We start from the raw sequence: 23,701 nt of genomic DNA, 5'->3' as shown, positions 1-23,701 counted from the left end.
AACTAGCAGAAAAAGTAGTGTCAGAAATGGAAGAAACAAAGGAAAAGTTAAGGTCAGCTAAGTAAAGAAGAATAATTTTCCCCATATATATAACGTTTAAAAAATCCCATTCGTATTAGCAACGTATTTTAAATAAGGCTCTGTTAAAGGAAAGTGAAGACTTTGAAAAAAAAAAGGGTGGCCCAAAAGGATTAAGGCTTTTGAGTCACCCTCCAAGTATGTAGTGGCTGGGATGGCAGGATTCGAACCTACGCATCACGGAGTCAAAGTCCGTTGCCTTACCACTTGGCTACATCCCAATAACATCAGAACAGTATTTAAGGTACCACTATTAAAAAAAATTATTCATAATAACTCAAAATTTATTTTTCATTATCAATATAAGTCAACAGGAAACACTCGTATTACAATAAAAACGTCAAAAATAAATTTAATAAAAATTCCTTTGAAGGTAGTGATATAGGCTAATGGAAGTGGAAAAAAAGTCTAAAGAATTGTTGTTGAAGGCAGTCTCTTACGGTGCTTCAGATATTCACTTAGTACCTATGGAAAAAACTGCTGCTGTACGATTCCGCATCGATGGTCAATTATTGGAAATGGAAAAATTATCCGTAAAACTGACGGTGAAGCTCATTAGTCATCTAAAATTTATTTCCGGTATGGATGTTGGAGAACGAAGACGACCTCAAAACGGCTCCTTAGAAGTGCCTCTCATCAATGAAAACTACGCCATGCGATTGTCTACTTTCCCATCTTCTTATCATGAAACCCTAGTGATTCGATTGTTTCCACACGAAACACAAACCCTGCACCAGCTTTCCCTTTTCCCTGAACAAGCAAAAAAGTTATTAGCTATTACACATGCTCCTAATGGGCTATTCCTTGTGTGCGGACCTACGGGAAGTGGTAAAACAACGACTCTGTACTCGTTGTTACATGCAAGCTTCCTAAATATGAAACGAAATATTATAACCTTAGAGGATCCCGTTGAGCAAAAGCATGATCATTTTTTGCAAATGGAAATTAATGAAAAGGCGGGGATAACATATGCTGACGGTTTGCGCAGTTTATTAAGGCACGACCCAGATATTATTATGCTCGGAGAAATTCGTGATTCTGAAACAGCTCGGATGGCCGTCAGAGCCTCTTTGACCGGCCACCTAGTGTTAAGCACTTTACATAGTAAAGATACTATCAGTGGTCTTAGGAGATTATGTGAACTTGGTATATCTCCATTGGATTTAAAAGACTGTGTAAAGGCTGTAGCTGCACAACGTCTTGTGGACATTGTTTGCCCTCTATGTGATGGGGAGTGTCATCCTCTATGTAAAAAAAATAGACAAAGGAGACGGGGAGCTGTTTATGAAATCCTTGAAGATCAACAACTTCAGAGTGTTCTTTCCAATTTAAATAATAATCATGGCGTTAACCCCACATTGAGTCATGTTATTTCTAAGGGTATAACCTTAGGCTACATTCACGATTATGAATATCTCCGCCATGGGAAGGGAGGGATGAGCCTTTGAAGAAGATATTTAGAAGCGATCAAGAGAGAAGTGAGTGGCTTCTTCAGTTAGCTGCCTTATTAAAGGAGGGCTTCCCATTATCAGAAGCTTTAGTATTATTGAAAACGTACCAGAGGGGGAATAAGGGGCAATGGTGTGAAATCATTTACCAAAGCTTATTGAATGGGGATGATCTTTCCGCTCAATTAGAATTCGCGGGTTTTTCAAAAGACATTATAAGTTATTTATATTTTCACGAGAAATACGGTGATTTAAAATATGGCCTTGAAACGGCTGCAATTCTAATGGAGAAGAAATACGAATCAATGGAAAAAGTCCGTAAAATACTTTTCTATCCTTTTATCCTTTTTTTATGCCTTATCGTAATGGCAACCATCATCTCACGGGGGGTGTTGCCCCAAATTCAAACTTTCTTTCAGTCCATGAATCAAGATTTGCCATGGGTAACGAGGTTTGTGATTTCGCTCCTTTCACTATTTGAAGCTCCTATTTTACTTGGTTTTACCCTATTATTACTACTTTTTCTGTTATGGTTACGAAAATTAAGCTTGTATGATCGGTTAAAGTTCCTACTAAAATTACCGTTAATTAAGCTATTTACACGAAGTTTAATGACTTATTATTTAACTTCTCATCTGTCTCCTTTACTTAAAAATGGTTTTTCCCTTTATAAGGCACTAAAGGTAATGGAAGAACATTCAAAAATTAATTTTTTGCAACAGGAGGCACAAGTTATCTCCTTTCAACTAATGGAAGGTACTCCGTTTACTGAGATAATACGTGAGCGCAAGTTTTATGAACCTCAGCTTGTTGCTACCATTGGACTGGGGGAAGCAAAGGGGGCGTTAGGTGATGAGTTAGAGAGATATACAAACTTTTTACAACGGCAGTATTATGAGGGAGTACAGAATTTTATGGCATTATTACAACCGATCTTATACACGGTGATTGGTGTTATTGTAATGATCTTATTTCTTTCCATGATGCTGCCAATCTTTAATATTGTGGATGGGTGGTGATTAAGATCCATTAGGAATAACCATGCAGTATAAACTTACTACTTCAAGTTCTCTATGTCCTCAAATTTTAAAAAAAGAAGGAGATTAAAAGATGACAAAATTAATGGCTATTATACACAAGTTTTTGAAAAAGGAACATGGTTTTACATTGATTGAAATGATGATTGTACTGGTGATAATTTCAATTTTACTTTTAGTAGCAGTACCTAATTTAGCTAAAAATCAAGCCACAGCAAATGCTAAGGGCTGTGAGGCAACCATTGACTTAATTCGTTCACAAAAATTAGCTTATGAAATCGAAACGGGAGAAAACTTAACTGACCTTCAAAAATTAGTGGAAGAAGAATATGTGGATACATTAACGTGTCCTAACGGTGAACCAGTTAATGATAACATGCTTAAGTTCTCTACAAGAACGACGACTCCGTAACATGAAAGAACAAATTCATAAGAACAATGGCTATACTTTAATTGAAATGCTTCTTGTACTACTTCTTATTTCTTCCATTCTTCTGATCGTCATTCCTAATTTTACAAAATCGGTCCACAGTAAAAATGTAGATTATTTCTTTGAACAATTGGAAAAGGATTTATATGAAAGTCAAATGACAGCCATGACTGATGGTGTTATTATTCGCTTTGTTTTTTCGCCAACGCTAAATAATTATACAATTCGTCATGGAGTAACAATTGTTGAAACACGAACTTTTCCTGAGGGCTTAACAGTAAAGATAGGGACATTAGGTTATAATGATTTGCGTTTTTTACCAACGGGAACTATTTCTTCTCCAGGCTCTTTGGTCTTTAATTATAAAAACGATCGTTACGTTCTTGTATTTCAATTTGTTAGGGGGCGCTTTTATATTGACAAACAATAAAGGATTCACTCTTTTAGAAATAATGATTGCCCTTTTCGTTTTTGCTGTGGGAGTAGGAACGATATTTCCAAGTATTGTTAAAGTTCAGCAGGAGCGTCAAACAATTCGGCAAGAGCGTATAGCAGAAGAAGTGCTGCATTACCATTACTATAAGTATTTTTTTGATGGTGAGGAAGCAAAGGAAACTGTTGTAGTAAATGGAGAAGTGATTTATTTCCTAACTGTAAAAGAAGAATCGAAGGAGAGTGTATTATGCATAAGTTGGGAGGGGGAGAATAGGAGAGGTTATGAAAGGTGCCTATCATTTAAGAACAGATAATTCAGGGATGACGTTGATGGAAGTGTTGATTAGTTTATTTATTTTTACAATTATTGCTTTTGTTATTCCAGTAGTTTTTTCTATTTGGAATCAACCAAAATCCGTTACTATCCCTTATGAGGAGAGAATACTTTTCACTTCACAGCTTCAATTAGATTTACGGACAAGCACCGTTAGTTGGACAAATGTAAATGAAACAATCCTATATTTTCGTCGTTCCTCTGATAATGCAACAGTACAATATGAGCTCTATCAGGACAAAATACGACGTCGGGTCAATAATACAGGCCACGAGGTGTTCCTCCAATATGTCCGAAAAATGAAGGTGTACAATAAAGAATATGGAATTGAATTAAACATCACTAGTATAGATGGAAGAGAATATTGGCAGATAATTACCCATCCAAATGATGTGATTTCAGGTGTACGTCATGAGTAGTATAAAGAACGAAAAGGGGGTGACGTTGTTATTTTCCATCGTCATCCTCTTCATCCTTTCCTCTGTTCTCCTTCATTTCATTACTATGTATGAAAGTGAGAAACGTTTTCTTGAATTAGAAAGGGAATGGAACAACCTTGACCAACTGATTATCGGAGGAACAAAAGAAGTGATTAACTTGATGGAGGAAAATGAATCAGGCCATTTAGTTGCGGGAAGGCTTGATTTTTTTAACGGTACCATTCATTATCAAATAGTACAGGAAACTCCAAATGAAAAGGCAATTTTCCTACAAGCATACACTAATAATGGAAAGTATCGGGGAGCAAGGTTTAGATACCATGTAGAAAACAAAACGATAACCGGTTGGATGGAAGGAGCTCAAATAAAATGAAGGAATGGGAAAATATCTATCTTGTTGGCTTTATGGGGGTAGGGAAAACAACCGTAGGCAAGGAGCTTGCAAAAGCAATAGAACGATCATTTGTTGATTTAGACGAATACATCATCCAAAAACAACAGTTAACAATCCCAGAGATTTTTGAACGGTTTGGGGAAAGTGGATTTCGAAAAATGGAAACAGATGCATTAAAAGATTGTTTTGGGAAAAAAGCAGTAGTTTCCACTGGCGGCGGAATTGTTGAGGTAGAAAGTAATATCCAGTGTATGGAGAAATCGGGTATTATTGTATTTTTGAACGCTTCCTTTGAAACAATTTATGATAGGATAAAAGGGGATTCTACTCGTCCTCTAACAAATGAAGGATTATCAGGTCTAAAAAACAGATTTGAACGTCGTATTCCTTTGTATAAAAAAGGGAAAATCATAATTGATACAGAGGAAAAGTCTGTAGAGGAAGTTATTAAAGAAATTTATCAGCACATTCATGTATAAGCTCCCTTATAATTGGAAATCATAATAATGATAAAGACTGTAAAGGTGGTGTGATAATGAAATCCAATGACTACATTAAATATATGACACAACAGTTTGTTTCCTATGTAGATCAACCAAAGGAAGAAAGGATAGCAAAAAGAGAGGAAAGAAAGAATTCACGTCCTCCTCGCACACACCAACTTTTTGGTTTAGTACCTTTTGCCATTTCACAGTCTATCCGCAGATGGAAAAATTAATAACAAACATAGCGCTCGCTCCTGCCACCAGGACCGAGCGCTTTCTATTACTAATATACCATATTCTGGTTGTCTGAGGGATGATTAGAAAAATAAAACATACCGCCATTAATGATAGAAATATTAATAAATGGTTCATATTGAGCTTTAATGGCTTCCTTTTCCTGATCGTAAGTTTCTGTTTTTTCTTCCTCCCCATCATAAAAAGCTTCGAGAAGCGCTTCATCTTTTTTCATACGGCTTAAGGCATCGTCAGCCCATTTATGTTCTTTTAGTTTTTCTTGCCCCATTAAGTACCGTTTTATCCGTTCAAGGCCTGCTTGAGGTTTGATGATAGGTGTCATTGTGAAACAATAATTGGGAATTTGTTCTTGAAACCTTTTATTTTTTATTTGTGAATGAATATCATTGATCATTTCTCCTGTAATAAGGCTTAAACCGATGGAAAAAAATTGATCTTTTTTATGATCGCAGCAATAGGAAACACTCCCATTCAGTATGAGCCAAGGCTTCATAGGGAGTGATGCTCCATTTGGTTGTACAGACTCATATAGCAACGCATGACGACCTAACTCCTGAGCTGTTTGAAAAATTTGATGGAGCCTAGGAGACCCAAAATGAATCAATTCACCTTTAATATCTTCAGGAGCTAAATTGGAATCCGTTATTAAGGTTAATTTCATAGGATTAGGTACTGCCCCGATTTTTTCCGTGTAATGCCAATAAAATGGACGGTTCATCAATGCTTTATCCATATCAATGGACAATTGAATATGCAAATGGCCATCCGATTCCTCTAAAATGGTGCTTTCATTTTCAATAAAAAAATTTTTTAAATAATCATGAATTTCCGCTTGATTCATGAATAACATCCTTTCTACTTGTCTAACGAAGTTATCATTAATTTAGGCTGTGTTAATAAAAGATTGCTCCTGTCTCTTCTTCCTCTGCTCCTGCGATTACTCGTCGCTGGAGTTGCCGCTTTCTGCTTCTCCAAGCTTATTAAAAGCAACAAAGTTTTAGAAAACAGCCTTCATTATTTCGCTAGTATGGAGGAGAGGTTATCCATTTTGACACGTATTTCTCCCTCTGATTCTGAATGAAGAAGTATGTTGGATACGTGGTCCTCCAATTGGTTGTCTGAGAATTTTTCAAGGATATCGTCCAGTTTTCCAATAACTCCCTCGAATAATCCAATTTTTTTGTATAGAAGCTTTAAGATGTGATCTTCCACTGTGTCTTGAACAGCAAAATTGTATATTTCCACATCTTTTTCTTGACCAAGCCGGTGTATTCTCCCGATTCTTTGTTCAATTCTCATTGGATTCCAAGGCAAGTCGTAATTAATCATTCTATGACAAAACTGAAGGTTTATACCTTCCCCCCCAGCCTCAGTAGCAATTAAGACTTGTACTTGATTTTGGAATAATTGCTTCATCCAATCTTTTTTACTTCTTTTAAAGCCTCCTCTAAAGGGAACGGACTTTATACCATGTTGACCTAAGAACCATTGTAAATATAATTGAGTTGCTCGATATTCCGTAAAGATTATTAATTTATCATCGGTTCCTTGGATTAGTGAAAGAACTTGTTCAGCTTTGGAATTTGTTTTAACAGCATTAATTTTCTCTGCAATATCATTTAAGTCCTGGGAGATTTCCGGATGGTCTCCATATTGCTCCATTAGATTTTTTAAAGTCATAAAGGCAGCTTCTCTACTAGAGCAAACCTCCCGTTGCAGAGTTAAGGTAGTAAAGGAAATTCCTTGGGCGAAACCCCTATATTTATTTTTTAGTTCACTCACTGCCTCGTACAGCTCCCGTTCCTCCGGTGAGAAAGTAATAGGAACCGTCTGTACTTTTCTTTTTGGCCAATCCATTCCAGAATCTGTCCGGCGATTTCGAATCATTACCTTTTGAATTAACTCATTTAACTGCTCATGATCCTTTTCTTCCTTATAATTTTTCTCAAAGGAACTTTCGTCACCTAAATATCCTGGCTTTAGAAGAGATATTAAATGGAAAACTTCACTTAAACGATTTTGTACAGGAGTTGCAGTTAACAAGAGACAAAATTTCTTTTTTAAGCTCCTAACAAACTGGTAATTTTTTGTCTCTTTATTTTTTAATTTGTGTGCCTCATCCACAATAATAAAATCGTAATCAATATTTTGAATAACAGAGGCATGGGGTTCCCTTTTCGCTGTATCAATAGATGTAACGGTTATATCTATTTGTTCCCATGCTGGTCTTTTCCTTTGTTCAATAGCGGGTATAAAAAATTTTTCATTTAATTCTCTGCACCACTGGGTGACTAATGAAGCTGGTACAAGAATAAGTACTTTTTTTACAAGCCCTCTAATCATGTATTCTTTCAAAATTAAACCGGCCTCTATTGTTTTACCAAGGCCAACCTCATCGGCAAGAACAGCCTTACCATTCATTTCGTTGATCACCTTTTGGGCTGTTTCGTACTGATGTGGGAATATCTCTAAATGGGGCAAATGCTTTGTTGCCTCTAATTCATGAAAGTTATCAATTAACCGTTTTTTTCCTGCTTGTAATGCCATATTATACTTTGACCAATTATTTAATCCCCGGTTATTTTCTAGGGAATCAAGAAAACTATAGGACCAATCTTCGTCAAATTTTATGGTCGGAATCATTGTTGGCGTCCTCCCTTCATGAATATAAACCTTCTTTTTATCAGTGTTATCAATTAGAGAAAGCTTAAAACTTTGAAAAAATAAAAAGTTGCATATTGCCATAGAAAAAAGAAAAATGGTACGATGTACGTAAGAGAAGATGGCCGTTAACAAAGCGCTTATGCTTTTCTTATTATGAACGTATTTGGATATTTCATGAATACGTGCTTAAAAGATTTTTACTATTCTTATAGGGCGAATGATAACAAGGGGAGAGAGCGTTCGTTATGGAACGTCGCCGAAGGAGCAAACGGAATATTTCGTGAATCTCTCAGGCAAAAAGACTCTTGTTGGACGCACCTCTGGAAAGAACTCGTTTTTTGTGAGTCACCCAAGGGGCTACCTTCTTTTCTTAGAAGGAAAAACTCTCAGGTAATAAAGACAGAGACATGACATTTTAGGGCATGTTTCTGTCTTTTTTTATGTCCACTAATAAATAGTACGTTCATTAATGTCGAAAATGGGTATTGAAAATATGGTACTGTAGTATGTTAAATACGCATAGACGGCTCATCTTTACCAATTATTATAGGGGTACTTTTTGAAAAAAAACGGAGGTGGATTGCATTGTCATTAAATAAGACTCCATTGTATGAGGTGTATGGAAAGTACAATGGGAAGACAATTGATTTTGGGGGCTGGGATCTTCCTGTCCAATTTTCAGGTATTAAGGAAGAGCATGAGGTAGTCCGTACAAAAGCAGGATTATTCGACGTTTCCCATATGGGTGAAATTGAAGTAAAAGGAAAGGACGCTCTCGCTTTTCTTCAAAAGATTCTAACGAATAACGTAGCGAACGTAAAAGAAAATGCATGTCAGTATTCTGCCATGTGTTACGAAGATGGTGGTACAGTAGATGACCTTGTATTGTATAAACGTGGAGAAGAAGACTACTTATTAGTCGTAAATGCATCCAACATTGAAAAGGATTTTGAATGGATAAAGGGTCATATGTTTGGTGATGTTCAAGTAATGAATGTATCAGATAAATATGCTCAGTTAGCTATTCAAGGCCCATTAGCAGAACAAATTACACAAAAACTAACATCTACGAACTTATCCGAAATTACTTTCTTTAAGTTTCGTGAAGGAATAACTCTCGCTGATAAATCTGTTCTTATTTCCCGTACCGGTTATACTGGAGAAGATGGGTTTGAGATCTATTGTAAACCAGAAGATGCTGTATCCTTATGGGAAAGCTTATTAGAAGCAGGTCAAGATGAGGGCATCCAACCTTGTGGTTTAGGTGCAAGGGATACATTAAGGTTTGAAGCACGTTTACCTTTATACGGTCAGGAATTAACGAAGGATATTTCACCAATTGAAGCAGGCATCGGCTTTGCAGTTAAAACTGACAAGGAAGAAGATTTTCTTGGAAAAGAGGTTCTCAAAAAACAAAAGGAAGATGGAGCCCCAAGAAAGCTCGTTGGAATTGAAATGATAGATAAAGGAATTCCGCGTACAGGCTATGAGGTTTTTATAGACGGTGAGCAGGTTGGATTTGTTACAACTGGAACACAATCACCAACGCTCAAGAAAAATGTTGGACTTGTATTAATTGATGAGAATTATAAGGCATTAGATACAGAAGTGGAAGTACAGGTACGTAAGAAGCGATTAAAAGCAAAAGTTGTTGCAACACCATTCTATAAAAGATAATAAAGAGGGCAATTTACTTATTTGTATACATTAACCATCTAAAAAGGGGATGAAAACATTGAAATTTCGTTATCTACCAATGACGGAACAGGATCAAAAAGCAATGATGGATACAATTGGTATCAATGATCTAGAAGAGCTTTTTGACGACATTCCAAAGGAAATTCGATTTAAAGGTGAACTAAATATCGAGGAAGCACTAGATGAAATACAATTAGTAAAGGAAATGCGCCGCCTTTCTGACAAAAACTTAAACATTAAAGAATATACGTCATTTTTAGGAGCAGGCGTTTACGAGCATTATATTCCTTCTATTGTTAATCATATGCTCCTTCGTTCAGAGTTCTATACAGCATATACACCATACCAACCGGAAATCTCTCAAGGGGAATTGCAGGCTATTTTTGAATTCCAAACCATGATCTGTGAGTTAACTGGAATGGATATTGCCAATTCTTCCATGTATGATGGCCCTACTGCCTTAGCAGAAGCGGCAATGATGAGTGCAGGACAAACAAGAAAGAAAACTATTCTTGTATCCAAAACGGTTCATCCTGAAGCAAGAGAAGTTTTAAAAACGAATGCAAAGGGACAAAACTTAACCGTTGTTGAAGTAGATGAAAAGGATGGTATAACGGATCTTGATCATTTAGCTTCTCTTTATAATGATGATACTGCAAGTGTTATTGTTCAGTATCCAAATTTCTTAGGTAACATAGAAGACTTAACTGCCATTGAAAAAATTGCCCATCAAGGTAAGGGTCTATTCATCGTTTCCTCTAACCCACTTAGCTTAGGGTTATTGCAGCCTCCTGGAAAATTTGGAGCGGATGTTGTAGTAGGTGACGTACAGCCATTTGGTATTCCTACCCAATTAGGTGGACCGCATTGTGGTTATTTTGCTGTTACTACTAAACTAATGAGAAAAGTTCCTGGTCGTCTTGTAGGCCAAACAACTGATGAGCATGGACAACGTGGCTTCGTATTAACATTACAAGCGCGAGAGCAACACATTCGTCGTGATAAAGCGACTAGTAATATTTGTTCTAACCAAGCGTTGAATGCATTAGGAGCTTCCATTGCCATGAGTGCACTTGGAAAGCATGGTGTAAAAGAAATGGCTGCTCAAAACATTCAAAAGGCCCATTATGCAAAGGAGCAATTAAGAAAGCAAGGTGTGGAAGTGGTATATGACTCTCCTACCTTTAATGAGTTTGTTGTACGTTTGCCTAAACCTATTACGGAAGTGAATGAATCACTGCTAGCTGAAAAAATCATTGGTGGATATGACCTATCCCGTGATTATCCAGAAAAGGAAAATATGATGCTAGTAGCAGTAACAGAACTACGTACAAAAGAAGAGATCGATCAATTTGCAGCAGTATTGGGGGGAGTAAAATGAGTCAACAAGATCAAGCATTAATTTTTGAAATTAGTAAAGAAGGTCGAATCGGCCACAGTTTACCAGAATTAGATGTGCCAGAAGTTGATGTAAATGACTTACTACCATCACAGTTCCAACGTACAAAAGAGCCGGAACTCCCTGAGGCATCAGAGCTACAAATTGTTCGACATTATACAGCTCTTTCCAATCGAAACCATGGAGTAGATTCTGGATTTTATCCACTTGGATCATGTACCATGAAGTATAATCCTAAAATTAATGAAGACGTAGCTAGATTTCCTGGCTTTGCTCACATTCATCCATATCAAGCAGAGTCCACAATCCAAGGGGCTTTAGAGCTTATGTATAAACTCCAAAATTCATTAGCTGAAATAACAGGGATGGATGAAGTAACATTACAGCCAGCGGCAGGTGCCCATGGAGAATGGACTGGATTAATGCTTATTCGAGCTTTCCATGAAGCAAATGGTGATCATCACCGTACGAAGGTAATTGTTCCAGATTCAGCTCACGGAACGAATCCAGCATCCGCTACCGTAGCTGGATTTGACTCTGTAACGGTACGGTCTAATGAAAAGGGTCTCGTTGATTTAGATCATTTACGTGAAGTGGTTGGTGAAGATACAGCTGCCTTGATGCTTACCAACCCTAATACTTTAGGATTATTTGAAGAGCAGATCGTAGAAATGGCCAAAATCGTTCATGACGCTGGTGGGAAGCTTTATTACGATGGAGCCAACTCTAACGCAATCCTAGGCATCACTCGTCCAGGGGATATGGGATTTGATGTTGTTCACTTAAACTTGCACAAGACATTTACAACGCCACATGGTGGTGGCGGACCTGGATCAGGACCAGTTGGAGTGAAAAAGGATTTAGTGCCGTATTTACCAAAACCACAAGTTGTGAAAGAGGGAGAAACTTATCGATTTAATTATAATATCCCTCAATCTATCGGTCGTGTAAAACCTTACTACGGGAACTTTGGAATTAATGTTCGAGCATATACGTATATCCGTACTATGGGTCCAGTTGGTTTGAGAAAAGTATCAGAATATGCAGTGTTAAATGCAAATTATATGTTCCGCCGTTTAGAGCCATATTTCGATGCTCCGTATACTCAGCATTGTAAGCATGAGTTTGTATTATCTGGACGTCGCCAGAAGAAACTTGGAGTACGTACACTAGATATTGCGAAACGTTTATTAGACTTTGGTTATCACCCACCAACAATCTACTTCCCATTAAATGTGGAAGAGTGCTTAATGATTGAACCAACAGAAACGGAGTCGAAGGAAACCCTTGATGAATTCGTAGATGCCATGATTCAAATTGCCAAAGAGGCAGAGGAGAATCCGGAGATAGTTCAAGAAGCACCGCATCATACGGTAATCGATCGTTTAGATGAAACAACTGCAGCAAGAAAGCCAATTTTAAGGTATACAAAAGAAAGCTAATAGTATAAAAGATAAGGCTGTTTTCGCAAACTTTGTTGCTTTTTTAAAAAAGCTTGGAGAAGCGAAAGGCGGCGACTCCAGCGACGAGCATTGCTTCATGAAATTGCTACGAGTTGTCTCGACGGATACGCTACGAAGTGATGCTTGTAGAGGAAGAGACAGGACTAACAGCAGAAGACACCGCAGGGCGGTTTTCCCGAGGAGGCTGAAGCGTTGCCCGCGGAAAGCGTCCGCCTGTAGCGTAGCCAAGCAAAAAATATGCTGTAAAAACAACATGGTCATGTGCGACAAGTAATCGCATGAGCAATTTATGCGAAAAGAGCCCAAAATAAAGACATTCGATTAAGTTTATGGCTTAATTGAATGTCTTTTTTTCCTATTTTTTGGTTACTTTTTAACTTTTCCTGTCCACTTACGGAATCCACCCTTAAGGGTAATGACTTCCTCGACTCCGCGTTTTTTCTTTAAAATCTTTGAAGCTTGAATACAACGTGTTCCGTTTTGACAATAAATATAAACAGGCTTGTCTGGTCTAATTTCGTTAATACGATGTTTCAATTGAGATAATGGAATGTTTCGGGCACCAAGAATATAGCCTGTCTTAAATTCCCTTTCCTCTCGAACATCAATTAGTTGTGCTTTACGATAATCTTTACGAAACTCCTCCTGCTCTAATGGCTTTAAATAAGCAGGTTTCTTTAAACGTAATACGATAAAAATGATTAAAATAACAGTTAAAATAATCAGTGTCCAAGGCATTGCAACGGCCAACTCCTTTTTTCTCTTTTCCCTATTCCACTATAAATGATATACGGAAATTGGTAAACGTGCAACGTTTTCTATATTGGGAAATATGAGCAAAGAATTTTGACGATAAACATTTTTTCTGTATGATAGATAAGTAAACTTTTTGTCTTTGAGAGGTATTAATAATGGAAACTTGGTATTATTTAGATTCAGGAAATAGAGGACCAGCCTATAATATGGCTTTAGATGAAAAACTAATGGACTGGCATAGGGAAGGGGAAATCCCACCTGTTGTTCGTTTTTACGGTTGGAACCCTGCAACATTATCCGTTGGCTACTTTCAAAATGTAGAGAAGGAAATTAATTTTGATGCGGTAAAAGAGCATGGGCTAGGGTTTGTTCGCCGACCAACTGGTGGACGGGGTGTTTTACACGAAGACGAACTAACCTACAGTGTTATCGTTGGAGAAGATCACCCTAAAATGCCTGCAGGTGTTACAGAGGCTTATCGGGTTATATCCGAAGGCTTATTAGAAGGTTTCCGATTTCTTGGACTCCAGGCACAATTCTCCATTCCAAGAACAGAAGAGGAGAAAGCCCGCCTTAAACGTCCACGTTCTGCTGTTTGCTTTGATGCTCCCTCATGGTATGAATTAGTCGTCGAAGGACGGAAGATTGCTGGAAGTGCTCAAACCCGACAAAAAAATGTTATACTACAACACGGGTCAATTATTCTATCCTTAGATGAGGACAAGCTTTTCGATGTGTTTAAATATCCTAGTGATAGAGTCCGTGAACGAATGCAGCAAGCTTTTAAGAAAAAGGCTGTAGCTATAAGGGAGTTAACGGAAAAGGATTTGAACATAGAAGAGATGAAGGAAGCCTTTAAAAAAGGTTTTGAAAAAGGGCTGGATGTTCATTTACGACCTTTCCATTTATCTGGGGAGCAGGAGAAAGAGGTTTTGGAATTAGTAGATGAAAAGTATGGGACCGATAAGTGGAATTATAAAATTTAAGGACTTGTTATACTCCCCACAAAATTACGTCAAAATAAAATAAAACATGTCGGACTTAGACATGTTTTTATTTTTTGCTTCAAAGGTAATTCTACTATATATAGTTGTGACTATTCTACTGATCTACTAGTTTTTAATTAGCGTATTATGGTTATTTCATGTAAAGGGAAGGGTTAAAATATCTTGTCGAAAACTTATTAAATTCGAGAAAAGTCGACAATGGTAGGGATTTAGAGAAGTTGGAGAGGGATTATATAAAATTCGTCAGATTTTAAAGAAAGAAGCATTATATCTCTATTTTTCTTCTTTTTTCGCTTGAAATTTGCTGTTTTTAGAGTTGACAAAATGAGAAAGAAAGCATCCTAAATCAATATATAGTATTTTTCTATTTTATCTATATACTATATATTGATGACCCGAAAATTCTGTGCTATAGTTAAACAAGCAATCAATAATATGGCATATGTTGCCATAAACATCAAAGAGATGATCCTTGAAAATTGGATAAAATGAAAAATTTGTAGAAAGGGAGCGGAGGCCTGTGAAGACGTTTATGTCTGAAAAAACGATCAACGTTGAGGAGCTTAATAAAGATATTGAACAATTTCCTCAAGTATTTCCAATTACTCCGGATATGAAATTAAAACAAAGCGGAGTATCACGTTTGGTCATGCTAGACCGCTATACGTTTAAAGACACCGAGAAGAAAACATTAAAAGTAGGAGATTTTGTTGTCTTAACAGTTAAGGCAGACCCTAAGTTTCCAGCACGTGGCTATGGATTTGTCGCGGAGATTAACTGGGAAGAAAATCGTGCAAAAATTGCAGTTGAAGAAGAATTTCTCGGTGTATTAGATGATGCTGAAGAAAAGAAAACGGGGATTGTAGAACGTTCCCTTGACACCATAGATAAGCCTCTAGAAATCTATTACGAGCAAATTGCGAAACGGAATGCTAGAGGATTAGCAGAAGTGGAAGTGGATCCTGAGAAGCGCCAGGAGTCGTTTGAGAAGTTTTATCATGAACTGATGAACATGAATTTCGTACCAGCAGGACGAGTACTGTATGGAGCAGGTGCAGAAACGGACGTTACTTATTTTAACTGTTACGTAATGCCATTTGTTGCAGACTCTCGTGAAGGCATCTCAGAGCACCGGAAACAAGTGATGGAGATTATGAGCCGCGGTGGAGGGGTAGGAACAAATGGTTCTACGCTGAGACCTCGTAACACCCTAGCTCGAGGAGTAAATGGAAAGTCCTCCGGTTCCGTATCTTGGTTAGATGATATAGCGAAGTTAACGCATCTAGTGGAACAAGGCGGCTCGCGCAGGGGAGCTCAAATGATAATGCTAGCGGATTTAAAATATTGATGCCTTAGTCCGCGTCATTCAGAAAATGGATGACTAGAAAATTGGGTGAATTGCTGGAAACCCCTTAGAGTCAATCAAGCTACAACGTGACTGGAAACGGTGAGCGTGAATGCTCAAAAATTGATTGAATTGGGAAATCAGCAGCCAAGCGTCATTGGGTGAAAGTAATGGCGAAGGTTCAACGACTAGAGGGTGCGTCCCAACAATAATCCCTCATAAGTGCCCAACCCCAAACAGAGTTTGCTGTGGGTGATGATATAGTCTAGACCGTAATCAAATATCCTGAAAAGGACGGTATAAACGTGGCATCCAGACATTTTAGAATTCATCATATCTAAGATGCAAAATCCAAGAATTTTACGATACTTACTAGAAAATACAGAAGATGCACAGATTAAGAGATTAATAAAAGAAAAATTAAAGTTTACTCCATTAACAGAGCTTGAAGAAGCAATGTACCAAGGAATTCTCAATTATAAGTATATTCCTGGTACTGGCGGGTTTGATCCTAAGGTCATTCAAGAGGCGGAGGACAAGCTTCGTACTGGTGGAACCTATTCCGTTAATAACTCTGAGTTTTTAACTGGTGCAAATATTTCTGTTTGTATTACAAAAGATTTTATGGAAGCTGTAGAAAATGATACGGAGTATGCTCTTCGTTTCCCTGATGTTGAAAATTACAATGAGGCTGAAATGGAAGCATATAACCGAGAATGGCACGAATATGGGGATGTACGAGAATGGGAAGCACTAGGCTTCGGTGTTCGAACATACCGCAAGATCAAAGCAAAAGAGCTTTGGAACCTTATCAATATTTGTGCGACCTATTCAGCAGAGCCAGGAATTTTCTTTATTGACAATGCGAACGAAATGACAAATGCAAAAGCGTATGATCAAAAAGTAGTAGCAACAAATCCGTGTGGGGAACAACCACTTGCACCATTCTCTGTCTGCAACTTAGCAGCTGTTAACTTAGCAGAGATGGCAAATAAAGAAGATAATACAGTAGATTATGAGAAGTTGAAACAAACGGTAGCAACAGGTGTCCGTATGCAGGATAACGTAATTGATGCTACACCTTATTTCCTAGAGGAGAACACAAAGCAAGCAAAAGGCGAGCGCCGTGTTGGACTTGGAGTAATGGGATTACATGATCTATTGATATACACAGAAACGGTATATGGATCAGAAAAAGGGAATGAGCTTGTAGATAAGATATTTGAAACAATTGCTACAACTGCTTATCGGACAAGTATTGAGCTTGCTAAGGAAAAGGGAAGTTTCCCATTCCTGGTAGGTAATAATGAACAAGAAACACAACACCTAAGAATGAAATACATTAACACTGGTTACATGAAAAAAATGCCAGAAGATATTCGTCAAGGAATATTGAAATATGGTATTCGAAACTCACACTTATTAACCGTTGCTCCTACGGGAAGCACAGGGACAATGGTTGGCGTGAGTACTGGGCTTGAACCTTACTTCTCATTCTCTTACTTCCGTAGTGGTCGTCTAGGGAAGTTTATTGAAGTAAAGGCGCAAATCCTTCAAGAATATTTAGATCGTCACCCTGAAGCAGATCCAAACAACCTTCCAGAATGGTTCGTTTCAAGTATGGATCTCTCACCAGAGGCACATGCCGATGTACAATGTGTTATCCAACGTTGGGTAGATAGTTCATTAAGTAAGACTGTTAATGCACCACGTGGCTACACTGTAGACCAAGTAAAGAAGGTATATGAACGTCTTTACAAAGGTGGAGCGAAGGGTGGAACTGTATACGTGGATGGAAGTCGTGATTCACAAGTTCTAACTTTAAAAGCGGAAGAAAATGATATGTATGCAGTAGAATTAGCTGGAGACCCTGCTGAAGACACTAAAAACAGCAAGAAATCGGTTGTACTTTTGGAAACTATTTCAGACGTAAGAAGCACATCTGTAACTTATGGAAGTGAAGTAGGGGACACATGTCCGGTATGCCGTAAAGGTACAGTAGAAGATATTGGCGGATGTAATACATGTACAAACTGTAGTGCACAATTAAAGTGTGGATTATAGAAATTTTTAAAGGATGTCCATAGGGCATCCTTTTTTATTATACTCACTAGAGCTTGTTACCGAATCCAATAAAAATAATCAAATTTGGGTAACAAGCCATTATTTTTTTAATTAAAAGGTCGAATAGTTAAAAATATAATTAGTAAGGAAACAAGTTATTCCATCTAATGTTGAGTACGTCACTTGTCGTAATTATCACTAAATTCTCCACTGAGTAGTACATGCTCACATTTTATAGTATAATTTTACATAGAAAAAGGAACCAATTGACTTATTTCATCATACATGAAATAATAAATAACCATTCTCTAAAAGGGTTGCAAGTTTGGAGGGGACTACATGCCAACACCGAGCATGGAAGATTACTTAGAAAGAATTTACCTATTAATCGAAGAAAAGGGATATGCCAGAGTTTCTGATATTGCAGAAGCATTAGAGGTGCATCCATCCTCGGTTACTAAAATGGTCCAGAAATTAGATAAAAGTGAATATCTTGTATATGAGAAGTATCGCGGACTCATCTTAACGCCTAAAGGAAAAAAGATCGGAAAACGCCTCGTTTATCGACATGATTTATTAGAGGAGTTTATGAAAATTATTGGTGTTGATGCGGAGAATATATATCAAGATGTAGAAGGTATTGAGCATCATTTAAGCTGGGATGCCATTGACCGAATTGGGGATTTAGTTCAATACTTTGATGAGAAACCAGAACGGGTAGACGAATTGCGAGATGTTCAAAAGAAAAGTGAAGAAATCGAGGAACAATCTTAACCATTGCAGGTTGAGGTTGTTTTTTTTCTCCAAAGCTGTAGCCAAGTGACAGTCCTTTTTTTCCTATAGAGCTCCTTAATTTTTAATCATTTTTTCTCCCTAATTTACTAAAATGGTAAAGGGGAGGTAGATCCATGCTACAAGTTGATGGGGTGTTTGCAGGTGGAGGAATAAAGGCTTTTTCTTTTGTTGGGGCCATGAAGGCTTTAGAAGAAGAAGGGATATATTTTGAGAGATTAGCTGGAACCAGCGCAGGAGCTATCGTTGCTACCTTAATTAAAGCTGGTTTTACAAGTAATGAAATTGAAAAAATATTAGATGAAGTGGACTTAATTAGTTTATTAGATCGGAAACATCGATCTATTCCCTTTTATCGTTGGATACGCCTATACTTAAAAATGGGTATTTATAAAGGGGATGCATTTGAAGATTGGTTAAATAGCATTTTAAAGGAGAAGGGAATACGTACTTTTGGTGATATCCCTCCTGGCACACTAAAAATGATTGTCTCTGATGTAACTAATGGAAGGTTAGTTGTCTTACCTGATGACCTTGCACAATACGGTATTATTCCAGAATCCTTTTCGGTTGCTAGAGCGATTAGAATGAGTTGTTGCATTCCATTCTTTTTTGAACCTGTAAAAATAACATCAAGTAAAGGTATTCAATCCGTGATGGTGGACGGAGGAGTATTAAGTAACTTTCCCATTTGGCTTTTTTCAAAACAAGGGCAAACTCAGTTACAACGACCTGTCATTGGTTTTCGCTTATCCCCATCAGAAGATACCCTTCCACCTAGAGAGGTAAAAAATGCATTCTCCATGCTTCATTCTATGGTGGAAACCATGTGGAAAGCCCATGATCAGCGATATATATCAAAGAGTCATGCAAAAAACATTGTATTTATCCCTGCAAATAAAGTGCCGGCGACTAAATTTGATATTTCAGAGGAAGAAAAGGACGCTCTCATACAGTTAGGGAAGGAAACTACAGAAAAATTTTTAAAGAAATGGGCTTATTAGCGCGTGTTCAAAAATAGATGAAAGCAAGTAAAAAAAGAACCAAGCGTTTAAAATAAAGCTCGGTTCTTTTTTTTGTTTTTCTTTCCTTCAATGACCGTAAGCTTTACATCTGATTGGCGCTTAACAAGAGGTCTAGAAATTCGCTTTTTCTTATCTTTTTTCTTACTTGAAAAGGTAGCAGGGCGTTTAGTTGACTGACTTTTCTGTGTATACATACTTTGAGGTTGGCCATACGGAGCTTGACTCCGCATTAATCTAGGTAGGATAAACTTCTTCATTACAAAAATTAGTAGAACAACTATACCAGCAGTAATTAATATTTGTGTGAAAAAAGCTCCAGGAGATCGGACTAGATTATACCCTATACCTAATATAGCTAAGCCTATAATGGTTAGTATGAGGGGGTGGTATGAATGACGAAGCATGCCTTACACCTCCTAAAAATAAGATTTTTAATCACTGTCGTTTTCAATTAAATGGCAGATGTTTTAAAAAGATGAACACTTTAATAGGATTTTAATTTGATGTAAAAAAGAAATGCAGCTGTCTTGCTAATGTCTAATATTTTTGAATGAATTTAACCTATTTGTTGTAGATCAACTAATAAGAAAAACTAATTATAAATGAAAAGGGATCAATAACTAAATGATAGCTTGTTCAAATTATAAGGGGTATTTTATTTTATTCCCTAAAGTTCAAATTTACTATTTATTTTATTCTACATTAACGGCTCCATTCCCTCCAAATTAAATTACTTTTATTATTTCTATTCTTATTATTCCCTGCCGTGAGCCCATCTACACGTTCAATTTTTCCAATATTTTTATTGAGTATATGATCGTATTGGGAGAATTATCAACTGAGAAATAAGTTTTTAATTAACTTTATCGATTTATACACGTTAATTCTTATAGGATTACGAAACATGGACATACTAATTTCGAGGTGATAAAGGTGGGTAAATTAGAGCAAAATCAAAAGGAAACAGCTCTTTCCTTTAATGCAACAGTTGCATTAATTGGTTTTTTTGGAGGACTTATATGGAGCATTATAGGTTACATAGCATTCTATTTTAATTTCACAAGAGTAGGTCCAGCATTGGCTTTAATGCCTTGGGCCCTAGGAGATTGGAAAAATGGCTGGTTAGGGCAGCTTGTTGGAATCGGTTTAATTGCTATAATCTCCATTGGAGCAGCATTCCTTTATCGATTAATCTTTGCAAAAATTAATCATACCTGGCCTGGACTACTGTTTGGCGCTGGATTATGGATGGGAGTATTTTGGCTATTTAACCCTATGTTTCCTGGTCTTAAGCCACTTACTCAACTGGATCTTAACACGATTATAACCAATTTATGCTTATATTTACTGTATGGATTATTTATAGGTTATTCTGTATCCTATGAGTATCATGAACGAACAATGCACGAGGGTGAAGCTATTCAAAGCTAATGTCTTATGATAGAATGTTCCTTGGAACATTCTCTTTTTTTATGTATATATGCAAGTTCAAATTATTTTCCGTGTAAAAAACTCACTCGATGCACCCAGCTGATAATTTTATTGTTTGGAAATGAGGATGGTAATATGACCAAACTACTTATACTAAATGGACCTAACCTAAACCGTTTAGGGAAACGTGAACCAGATATTTATGGAAAAAGCTCGTTAAAAGATCTAGAAGAGGAACTTCGCAGCAATTTCGCGGAACAATTGGAGTTGTCATTTAAACAATCCAATTGGGAAGGGCAACTTATCGATTGGATTCATGAAGCCGAGGAAAAATATGAAGGGATTGTTTTTAACCCTGGTGCCTTTACTCATTACAGCTATGCTTTAAGAGATGCGATTGCAAGTATTAGCATCCCAGTTGTTGAAGTACATATTTCTAATGTTCACGCACGGGAAATGTTCCGGAGCGAATCAGTAATCGCTCCTGTTTGTGTTGGACAAATTAGTGGATTTGGTTTCGATGGGTATAAGATGGGACTTACTTATTTTTTGAAGAGGAGTGGTTAAACATGAAACGTCTAGAGCAAGTAAGAGAGCAATTTAGTAAATATGAAATCGATGGAATCCTTATATCGAGCAGCTACAATCGCCAATATATGACAGGCTTTACGGGAACTGCTGGGGTTGCCCTTATTTCAGAAAAAGAAGCTAAATTTATTACTGATTTCAGATATGTGGAGCAAGCACAAGAACAAGCTAAGGGCTTTGAAATTGTTCAACACAGTGGGCCAATTCAAGAGGAAATTGCTAAACAAGTTAAGGAATTGGGAATTAAACAATTAGGGTTTGAAAAGGATCATGTTACATACAGTGCATTTGAAACATATAAACAAACCATTGAGACATCTTTAATACCTGTTAGTGGTTTAGTGGAAAAAATGAGATTAATAAAAGATGAAAGTGAAATATCTATCATTAAAGAAGCGGTTCAGATCGCTGATGCTGCATTTGAACATATTTTAAGTTACATTCGTCCAGGTGTTAAGGAAATCGATGTGTCCAATGAGCTTGAGTTTTTCATGAGAAAAAAAGGGGCCGTATCCTCCTCCTTTGACATCATTGTGGCATCTGGGTATCGATCAGCCCTCCCCCATGGCGTGGCAAGTGATAAGGTAATCGAGAGTGGAGAATTAGTAACGTTAGACTTTGGTGCTTACTATAAAGGTTATTGTTCTGACATTACGCGTACTGTAGCTGTAGGAAACCCAAGTGATGAATTAAAAAAAATATACAATACTGTTTTAGAAGCTCAATTAAAGGGTGTTCAAGGGATTAAGCCAGGTATCACTGGAAAAGATGCAGACGCTCTAACGAGAGACCATATTACAGAACAAGGATATGGCGATTATTTCGGTCATTCTACTGGCCACGGGTTAGGAATGGAGGTACATGAAGGACCAGGATTATCCTTTAGATCTGATACCGTTTTGGTACCGGGAATGGTTGTAACAGTCGAACCGGGTATATATGTTGGAGGGTTAGGTGGAACTCGTATTGAAGATGATATTGTTATTACAGAAGATGGGAATGAAATTCTATCTTCTTCCACGAAAGAATTATTAATATTAGAGTAATTTAGTAAATACTACAAATAGAATCTACGAAATAATGTCTAGCTATAGTGCTAAAGAACTGGAGGCGCTATGCTATGCTTTTCTTATAATGAACAGGAGGATTATGAATGATTTCAGTAAATGATTTAAGAACAGGATTAACAATTGAGGTAGACGGAAGCATTTGGCAAGTAATGGAGTTCCAACATGTAAAACCAGGTAAGGGTGCAGCATTTGTAAGAACGAAGCTCCGTAACTTACGTAATCAAAGTGTACAAGAGAAAACATTCCGTGCCGGTGAAAAAGTGGCTAAAGCCCACCTTGAAAACCGCCGTATGCAATATTTATATTCAACCGGAGATACCCATACATTTATGGATAATGAATCCTATGAACAGCTTGAGCTTCAAACTGCACAAATCGAGGAACAATTAAAGTATTTAAAGGAAAACATGGAAGTTCAAATTCTTATCTATCAAGGGGAGACTCTTGGAGTTGAAGTTCCAAATACAGTAGAATTAAAAGTTACAGAAACGGAGCCAGGAATTAAGGGAGATACTGCCTCGGGAGGTACGAAGGCTGCTGTAGTTGAGACAGGAATCACCGTACAAGTACCTTTCTTTGTTAACGAAGGAGATGTTCTTGTCATCGATACTAGAAATGGATCTTACGTTTCAAGAGCGTAAACACTTTAGCTTTTATAGGGCAACGATTTAGCATTTAGGCTTAACGTTGTCCTTTTTATTTATTTAGGAAATTATATTTTTTCTGAATGTGGATAACAGTAGCTGAATAATCGTCTAGCTTCATGCGCCATCGGCTCGAGAAAATTTCTGCCCGAATAAAAAGCAAAAAGCACTTTTTTATCGGTCAGAGCATTTTTCCGTTCGAATTGGCAACGCGCGCGTTGCCGCTTCGATAGGCAGGCGCATTGCGCTTTTGTCCTTTAAAAACTTATGTTGCTTATAATAAGATTAATACTCGAATTCGTTACAGGCGGACGCTTCCTTCGTCGCTGGAGTAGCCTCTATGCTTAAAAATAGTATTTACATTTTAGGTGTTTGCCTTTTTCTTGATACAAATGACTTATTTTTAAGCAAAATACTTT

The 23,701-nt window shown here is 37.3% G+C and carries 23 protein-coding genes, 1 tRNA gene, 2 pseudogenes and 2 riboswitches; of the genes and pseudogenes, 21 read left to right on the top strand and 5 right to left on the bottom strand.

Annotation, left to right across the window (positions count from 1 at the left end):
* Positions 1-224: 224 nt before the first annotated feature.
* Positions 225-299 (bottom strand) — tRNA-Gln (locus tag J2S74_RS18085).
* Positions 300-467: 168 nt separating this feature from the next.
* Here J2S74_RS18085 and comGA point away from each other — a divergent pair.
* From comGA to J2S74_RS18040, 9 genes are all read left to right on the top strand, one after another.
* Complete coding sequence (gene comGA, locus J2S74_RS18080; protein WP_307328176.1) at positions 468-1,526, top strand: competence type IV pilus ATPase ComGA; 1,059 nt, start codon at positions 468-470, stop codon at positions 1,524-1,526.
* Positions 1,523-2,545, top strand: a complete 1,023-nt coding sequence (gene comGB, locus J2S74_RS18075; RefSeq protein ID WP_307328174.1) for a competence type IV pilus assembly protein ComGB — start codon at positions 1,523-1,525, stop codon at positions 2,543-2,545. The genes comGA and comGB overlap by 4 nt, the downstream gene beginning before the upstream one ends.
* 91 nt (positions 2,546-2,636) lie before the next feature.
* A complete protein-coding gene (gene comGC / locus J2S74_RS18070) occupies positions 2,637-2,975 on the top strand; it encodes a competence type IV pilus major pilin ComGC (RefSeq protein ID WP_307328172.1) in 339 nt (112 codons plus the stop codon).
* Between the two features lies 1 nt (position 2,976).
* Positions 2,977-3,423, top strand: coding sequence for a competence type IV pilus minor pilin ComGD (comGD, locus tag J2S74_RS18065; protein ID WP_307328170.1), 447 nt, complete (start codon positions 2,977-2,979; stop codon positions 3,421-3,423).
* Positions 3,410-3,742, top strand: a complete 333-nt coding sequence (gene comGE, locus J2S74_RS18060) for a competence type IV pilus minor pilin ComGE (RefSeq protein WP_307328166.1) — start codon at positions 3,410-3,412, stop codon at positions 3,740-3,742. The genes comGD and comGE overlap by 14 nt, the downstream gene beginning before the upstream one ends.
* Complete coding sequence (comGF, locus tag J2S74_RS18055) at positions 3,711-4,181, top strand: competence type IV pilus minor pilin ComGF (RefSeq protein WP_307328163.1); 471 nt, start codon at positions 3,711-3,713, stop codon at positions 4,179-4,181. The genes comGE and comGF overlap by 32 nt, the downstream gene beginning before the upstream one ends.
* Positions 4,174-4,575 carry a competence type IV pilus minor pilin ComGG gene (gene comGG / locus J2S74_RS18050; RefSeq protein WP_307328160.1) on the top strand — a complete coding sequence of 134 codons (402 nt, stop codon included), beginning with the start codon at positions 4,174-4,176 and terminating at the stop codon, positions 4,573-4,575. The genes comGF and comGG overlap by 8 nt, the downstream gene beginning before the upstream one ends.
* The gene (locus J2S74_RS18045; protein WP_307328157.1) at positions 4,572-5,075 is read left to right on the top strand and encodes a shikimate kinase; all 504 of its coding nucleotides are present in this window, start codon (positions 4,572-4,574) and stop codon (positions 5,073-5,075) included. The genes comGG and J2S74_RS18045 overlap by 4 nt, the downstream gene beginning before the upstream one ends.
* A gap of 56 nt (positions 5,076-5,131) precedes the next feature.
* Positions 5,132-5,314: a YqzE family protein gene (locus tag J2S74_RS18040; protein WP_307328155.1), complete on the top strand. Its 183-nt coding sequence runs from the start codon at positions 5,132-5,134 to the stop codon at positions 5,312-5,314.
* Positions 5,315-5,364: 50 nt separating this feature from the next.
* Here the strand turns inward: J2S74_RS18040 and J2S74_RS18035 are convergent, their stop codons facing one another.
* Positions 5,365-6,177, bottom strand: coding sequence for a YqhG family protein (locus J2S74_RS18035; RefSeq protein WP_307328152.1), 813 nt, complete (start codon positions 6,175-6,177; stop codon positions 5,365-5,367).
* 173 nt (positions 6,178-6,350) lie between these two features.
* Positions 6,351-7,979, bottom strand: a complete 1,629-nt coding sequence (locus J2S74_RS18030; protein ID WP_307328149.1) for a DEAD/DEAH box helicase — start codon at positions 7,977-7,979, stop codon at positions 6,351-6,353.
* 238 nt (positions 7,980-8,217) lie between these two features.
* Positions 8,218-8,315: riboswitch (glycine riboswitch) on the top strand.
* 3 nt (positions 8,316-8,318) lie between these two features.
* Positions 8,319-8,405: riboswitch (glycine riboswitch) on the top strand.
* A 180-nt stretch (positions 8,406-8,585) separates the two neighbouring features.
* On the opposite strand from J2S74_RS18030, the gene gcvT reads away from it, so the two are divergent.
* The 3 genes from gcvT to gcvPB are packed head-to-tail and all read left to right on the top strand — an operon-like array spanning position 8,586 to position 12,539.
* On the top strand, positions 8,586-9,677 hold the full coding sequence (gene gcvT / locus J2S74_RS18025) for a glycine cleavage system aminomethyltransferase GcvT (protein WP_307328146.1): 1,092 nt from the start codon (positions 8,586-8,588) through the stop codon (positions 9,675-9,677).
* A gap of 58 nt (positions 9,678-9,735) precedes the next feature.
* The gene (gene gcvPA, locus J2S74_RS18020; RefSeq protein WP_307328143.1) at positions 9,736-11,079 is read left to right on the top strand and encodes an aminomethyl-transferring glycine dehydrogenase subunit GcvPA; all 1,344 of its coding nucleotides are present in this window, start codon (positions 9,736-9,738) and stop codon (positions 11,077-11,079) included.
* Positions 11,076-12,539, top strand: a complete 1,464-nt coding sequence (gcvPB, locus tag J2S74_RS18015; RefSeq protein WP_307328141.1) for an aminomethyl-transferring glycine dehydrogenase subunit GcvPB — start codon at positions 11,076-11,078, stop codon at positions 12,537-12,539. Before gcvPA ends, gcvPB begins: the two co-directional genes overlap by 4 nt.
* A gap of 387 nt (positions 12,540-12,926) precedes the next feature.
* Here the strand turns inward: gcvPB and J2S74_RS18010 are convergent, their stop codons facing one another.
* Positions 12,927-13,298 carry a rhodanese-like domain-containing protein gene (locus J2S74_RS18010; RefSeq protein WP_307328137.1) on the bottom strand — a complete coding sequence of 124 codons (372 nt, stop codon included), beginning with the start codon at positions 13,296-13,298 and terminating at the stop codon, positions 12,927-12,929.
* 173 nt (positions 13,299-13,471) lie between these two features.
* Between J2S74_RS18010 and lipM the strand changes: the two genes are divergently transcribed.
* The 5 genes and pseudogenes from lipM (at position 13,472) to J2S74_RS17985 (ending at position 19,528) form a co-directional block, all read left to right on the top strand.
* Positions 13,472-14,302 carry an octanoyltransferase LipM gene (gene lipM / locus J2S74_RS18005; RefSeq protein ID WP_307328134.1) on the top strand — a complete coding sequence of 277 codons (831 nt, stop codon included), beginning with the start codon at positions 13,472-13,474 and terminating at the stop codon, positions 14,300-14,302.
* 553 nt (positions 14,303-14,855) lie between these two features.
* A pseudogene (locus tag J2S74_RS18000) lies at positions 14,856-15,659 on the top strand (ribonucleotide reductase barrel domain-containing protein); the annotation flags it as partial.
* A 315-nt stretch (positions 15,660-15,974) separates the two neighbouring features.
* A pseudogene (locus tag J2S74_RS17995) lies at positions 15,975-17,732 on the top strand (vitamin B12-dependent ribonucleotide reductase); the annotation flags it as partial.
* Positions 17,733-18,071: 339 nt separating this feature from the next.
* The gene (gene mntR / locus J2S74_RS17990; RefSeq protein WP_307328132.1) at positions 18,072-18,506 is read left to right on the top strand and encodes a transcriptional regulator MntR; all 435 of its coding nucleotides are present in this window, start codon (positions 18,072-18,074) and stop codon (positions 18,504-18,506) included.
* 134 nt (positions 18,507-18,640) lie between these two features.
* Positions 18,641-19,528 carry a patatin-like phospholipase family protein gene (locus J2S74_RS17985; RefSeq protein WP_307328130.1) on the top strand — a complete coding sequence of 296 codons (888 nt, stop codon included), beginning with the start codon at positions 18,641-18,643 and terminating at the stop codon, positions 19,526-19,528.
* 47 nt (positions 19,529-19,575) lie between these two features.
* On the opposite strand, the gene J2S74_RS17980 is transcribed toward J2S74_RS17985, so the two are convergent.
* Positions 19,576-19,953 (bottom strand): SA1362 family protein, encoded by a 378-nt coding sequence (locus J2S74_RS17980; protein WP_307328127.1) that lies wholly within the window; start codon positions 19,951-19,953, stop codon positions 19,576-19,578.
* Between the two features lie 529 nt (positions 19,954-20,482).
* On the opposite strand from J2S74_RS17980, the gene J2S74_RS17975 reads away from it, so the two are divergent.
* From J2S74_RS17975 to efp, 4 genes are all read left to right on the top strand, one after another.
* Positions 20,483-20,980: a YqhR family membrane protein gene (locus J2S74_RS17975; protein ID WP_307328124.1), complete on the top strand. Its 498-nt coding sequence runs from the start codon at positions 20,483-20,485 to the stop codon at positions 20,978-20,980.
* 135 nt (positions 20,981-21,115) lie between these two features.
* A complete protein-coding gene (gene aroQ / locus J2S74_RS17970) occupies positions 21,116-21,547 on the top strand; it encodes a type II 3-dehydroquinate dehydratase (protein WP_307328122.1) in 432 nt (143 codons plus the stop codon).
* Positions 21,548-21,549: 2 nt separating this feature from the next.
* On the top strand, positions 21,550-22,614 hold the full coding sequence (locus J2S74_RS17965; protein WP_307328119.1) for a M24 family metallopeptidase: 1,065 nt from the start codon (positions 21,550-21,552) through the stop codon (positions 22,612-22,614).
* Positions 22,615-22,721: 107 nt separating this feature from the next.
* Entirely contained in the window at positions 22,722-23,279 is a 558-nt protein-coding gene (gene efp, locus J2S74_RS17960; protein ID WP_307328116.1) for an elongation factor P, read from the top strand.
* Positions 23,280-23,701: the final 422 nt, after the last annotated feature.

This window comes from Evansella vedderi (assembly GCF_030813435.1).
In the GTDB taxonomy this organism is placed as follows: Bacteria; Bacillota; Bacilli; order Bacillales; family Salisediminibacteriaceae; genus Evansella; species Evansella vedderi.
This window is presented reverse-complemented; position numbering and strand designations above follow the sequence as displayed.

What these genes read in the sequence shown, in the direction of transcription:
- comGA (WP_307328176.1), top strand. Translation starts at nt 468, where the DNA reads ATGGAAGTGGAAAAAAAGTCTAAAGAATTGTTGTTGAAGGCAGTCTCT.
- J2S74_RS17965 (WP_307328119.1), top strand. Translation starts at nt 21,550, where the DNA reads ATGAAACGTCTAGAGCAAGTAAGAGAGCAATTTAGTAAATATGAAATC.
- J2S74_RS18030 (WP_307328149.1), bottom strand. Translation starts at nt 7,979, where the DNA reads ATGATTCCGACCATAAAATTTGACGAAGATTGGTCCTATAGTTTTCTT.
- J2S74_RS17985 (WP_307328130.1), top strand. Translation starts at nt 18,641, where the DNA reads ATGCTACAAGTTGATGGGGTGTTTGCAGGTGGAGGAATAAAGGCTTTT.
- comGG (WP_307328160.1), top strand. Translation starts at nt 4,174, where the DNA reads ATGAGTAGTATAAAGAACGAAAAGGGGGTGACGTTGTTATTTTCCATC.
- comGD (WP_307328170.1), top strand. Translation starts at nt 2,977, where the DNA reads ATGAAAGAACAAATTCATAAGAACAATGGCTATACTTTAATTGAAATG.
- J2S74_RS18045 (WP_307328157.1), top strand. Translation starts at nt 4,572, where the DNA reads ATGAAGGAATGGGAAAATATCTATCTTGTTGGCTTTATGGGGGTAGGG.
- gcvPB (WP_307328141.1), top strand. Translation starts at nt 11,076, where the DNA reads ATGAGTCAACAAGATCAAGCATTAATTTTTGAAATTAGTAAAGAAGGT.
- mntR (WP_307328132.1), top strand. Translation starts at nt 18,072, where the DNA reads ATGCCAACACCGAGCATGGAAGATTACTTAGAAAGAATTTACCTATTA.
- J2S74_RS18035 (WP_307328152.1), bottom strand. Translation starts at nt 6,177, where the DNA reads ATGAATCAAGCGGAAATTCATGATTATTTAAAAAATTTTTTTATTGAA.
- lipM (WP_307328134.1), top strand. Translation starts at nt 13,472, where the DNA reads ATGGAAACTTGGTATTATTTAGATTCAGGAAATAGAGGACCAGCCTAT.
- J2S74_RS18040 (WP_307328155.1), top strand. Translation starts at nt 5,132, where the DNA reads ATGAAATCCAATGACTACATTAAATATATGACACAACAGTTTGTTTCC.
- comGF (WP_307328163.1), top strand. Translation starts at nt 3,711, where the DNA reads ATGAAAGGTGCCTATCATTTAAGAACAGATAATTCAGGGATGACGTTG.
- efp (WP_307328116.1), top strand. Translation starts at nt 22,722, where the DNA reads ATGATTTCAGTAAATGATTTAAGAACAGGATTAACAATTGAGGTAGAC.
- J2S74_RS18010 (WP_307328137.1), bottom strand. Translation starts at nt 13,298, where the DNA reads ATGCCTTGGACACTGATTATTTTAACTGTTATTTTAATCATTTTTATC.
- comGC (WP_307328172.1), top strand. Translation starts at nt 2,637, where the DNA reads ATGACAAAATTAATGGCTATTATACACAAGTTTTTGAAAAAGGAACAT.
- J2S74_RS17980 (WP_307328127.1), bottom strand. Translation starts at nt 19,953, where the DNA reads ATGCTTCGTCATTCATACCACCCCCTCATACTAACCATTATAGGCTTA.
- aroQ (WP_307328122.1), top strand. Translation starts at nt 21,116, where the DNA reads ATGACCAAACTACTTATACTAAATGGACCTAACCTAAACCGTTTAGGG.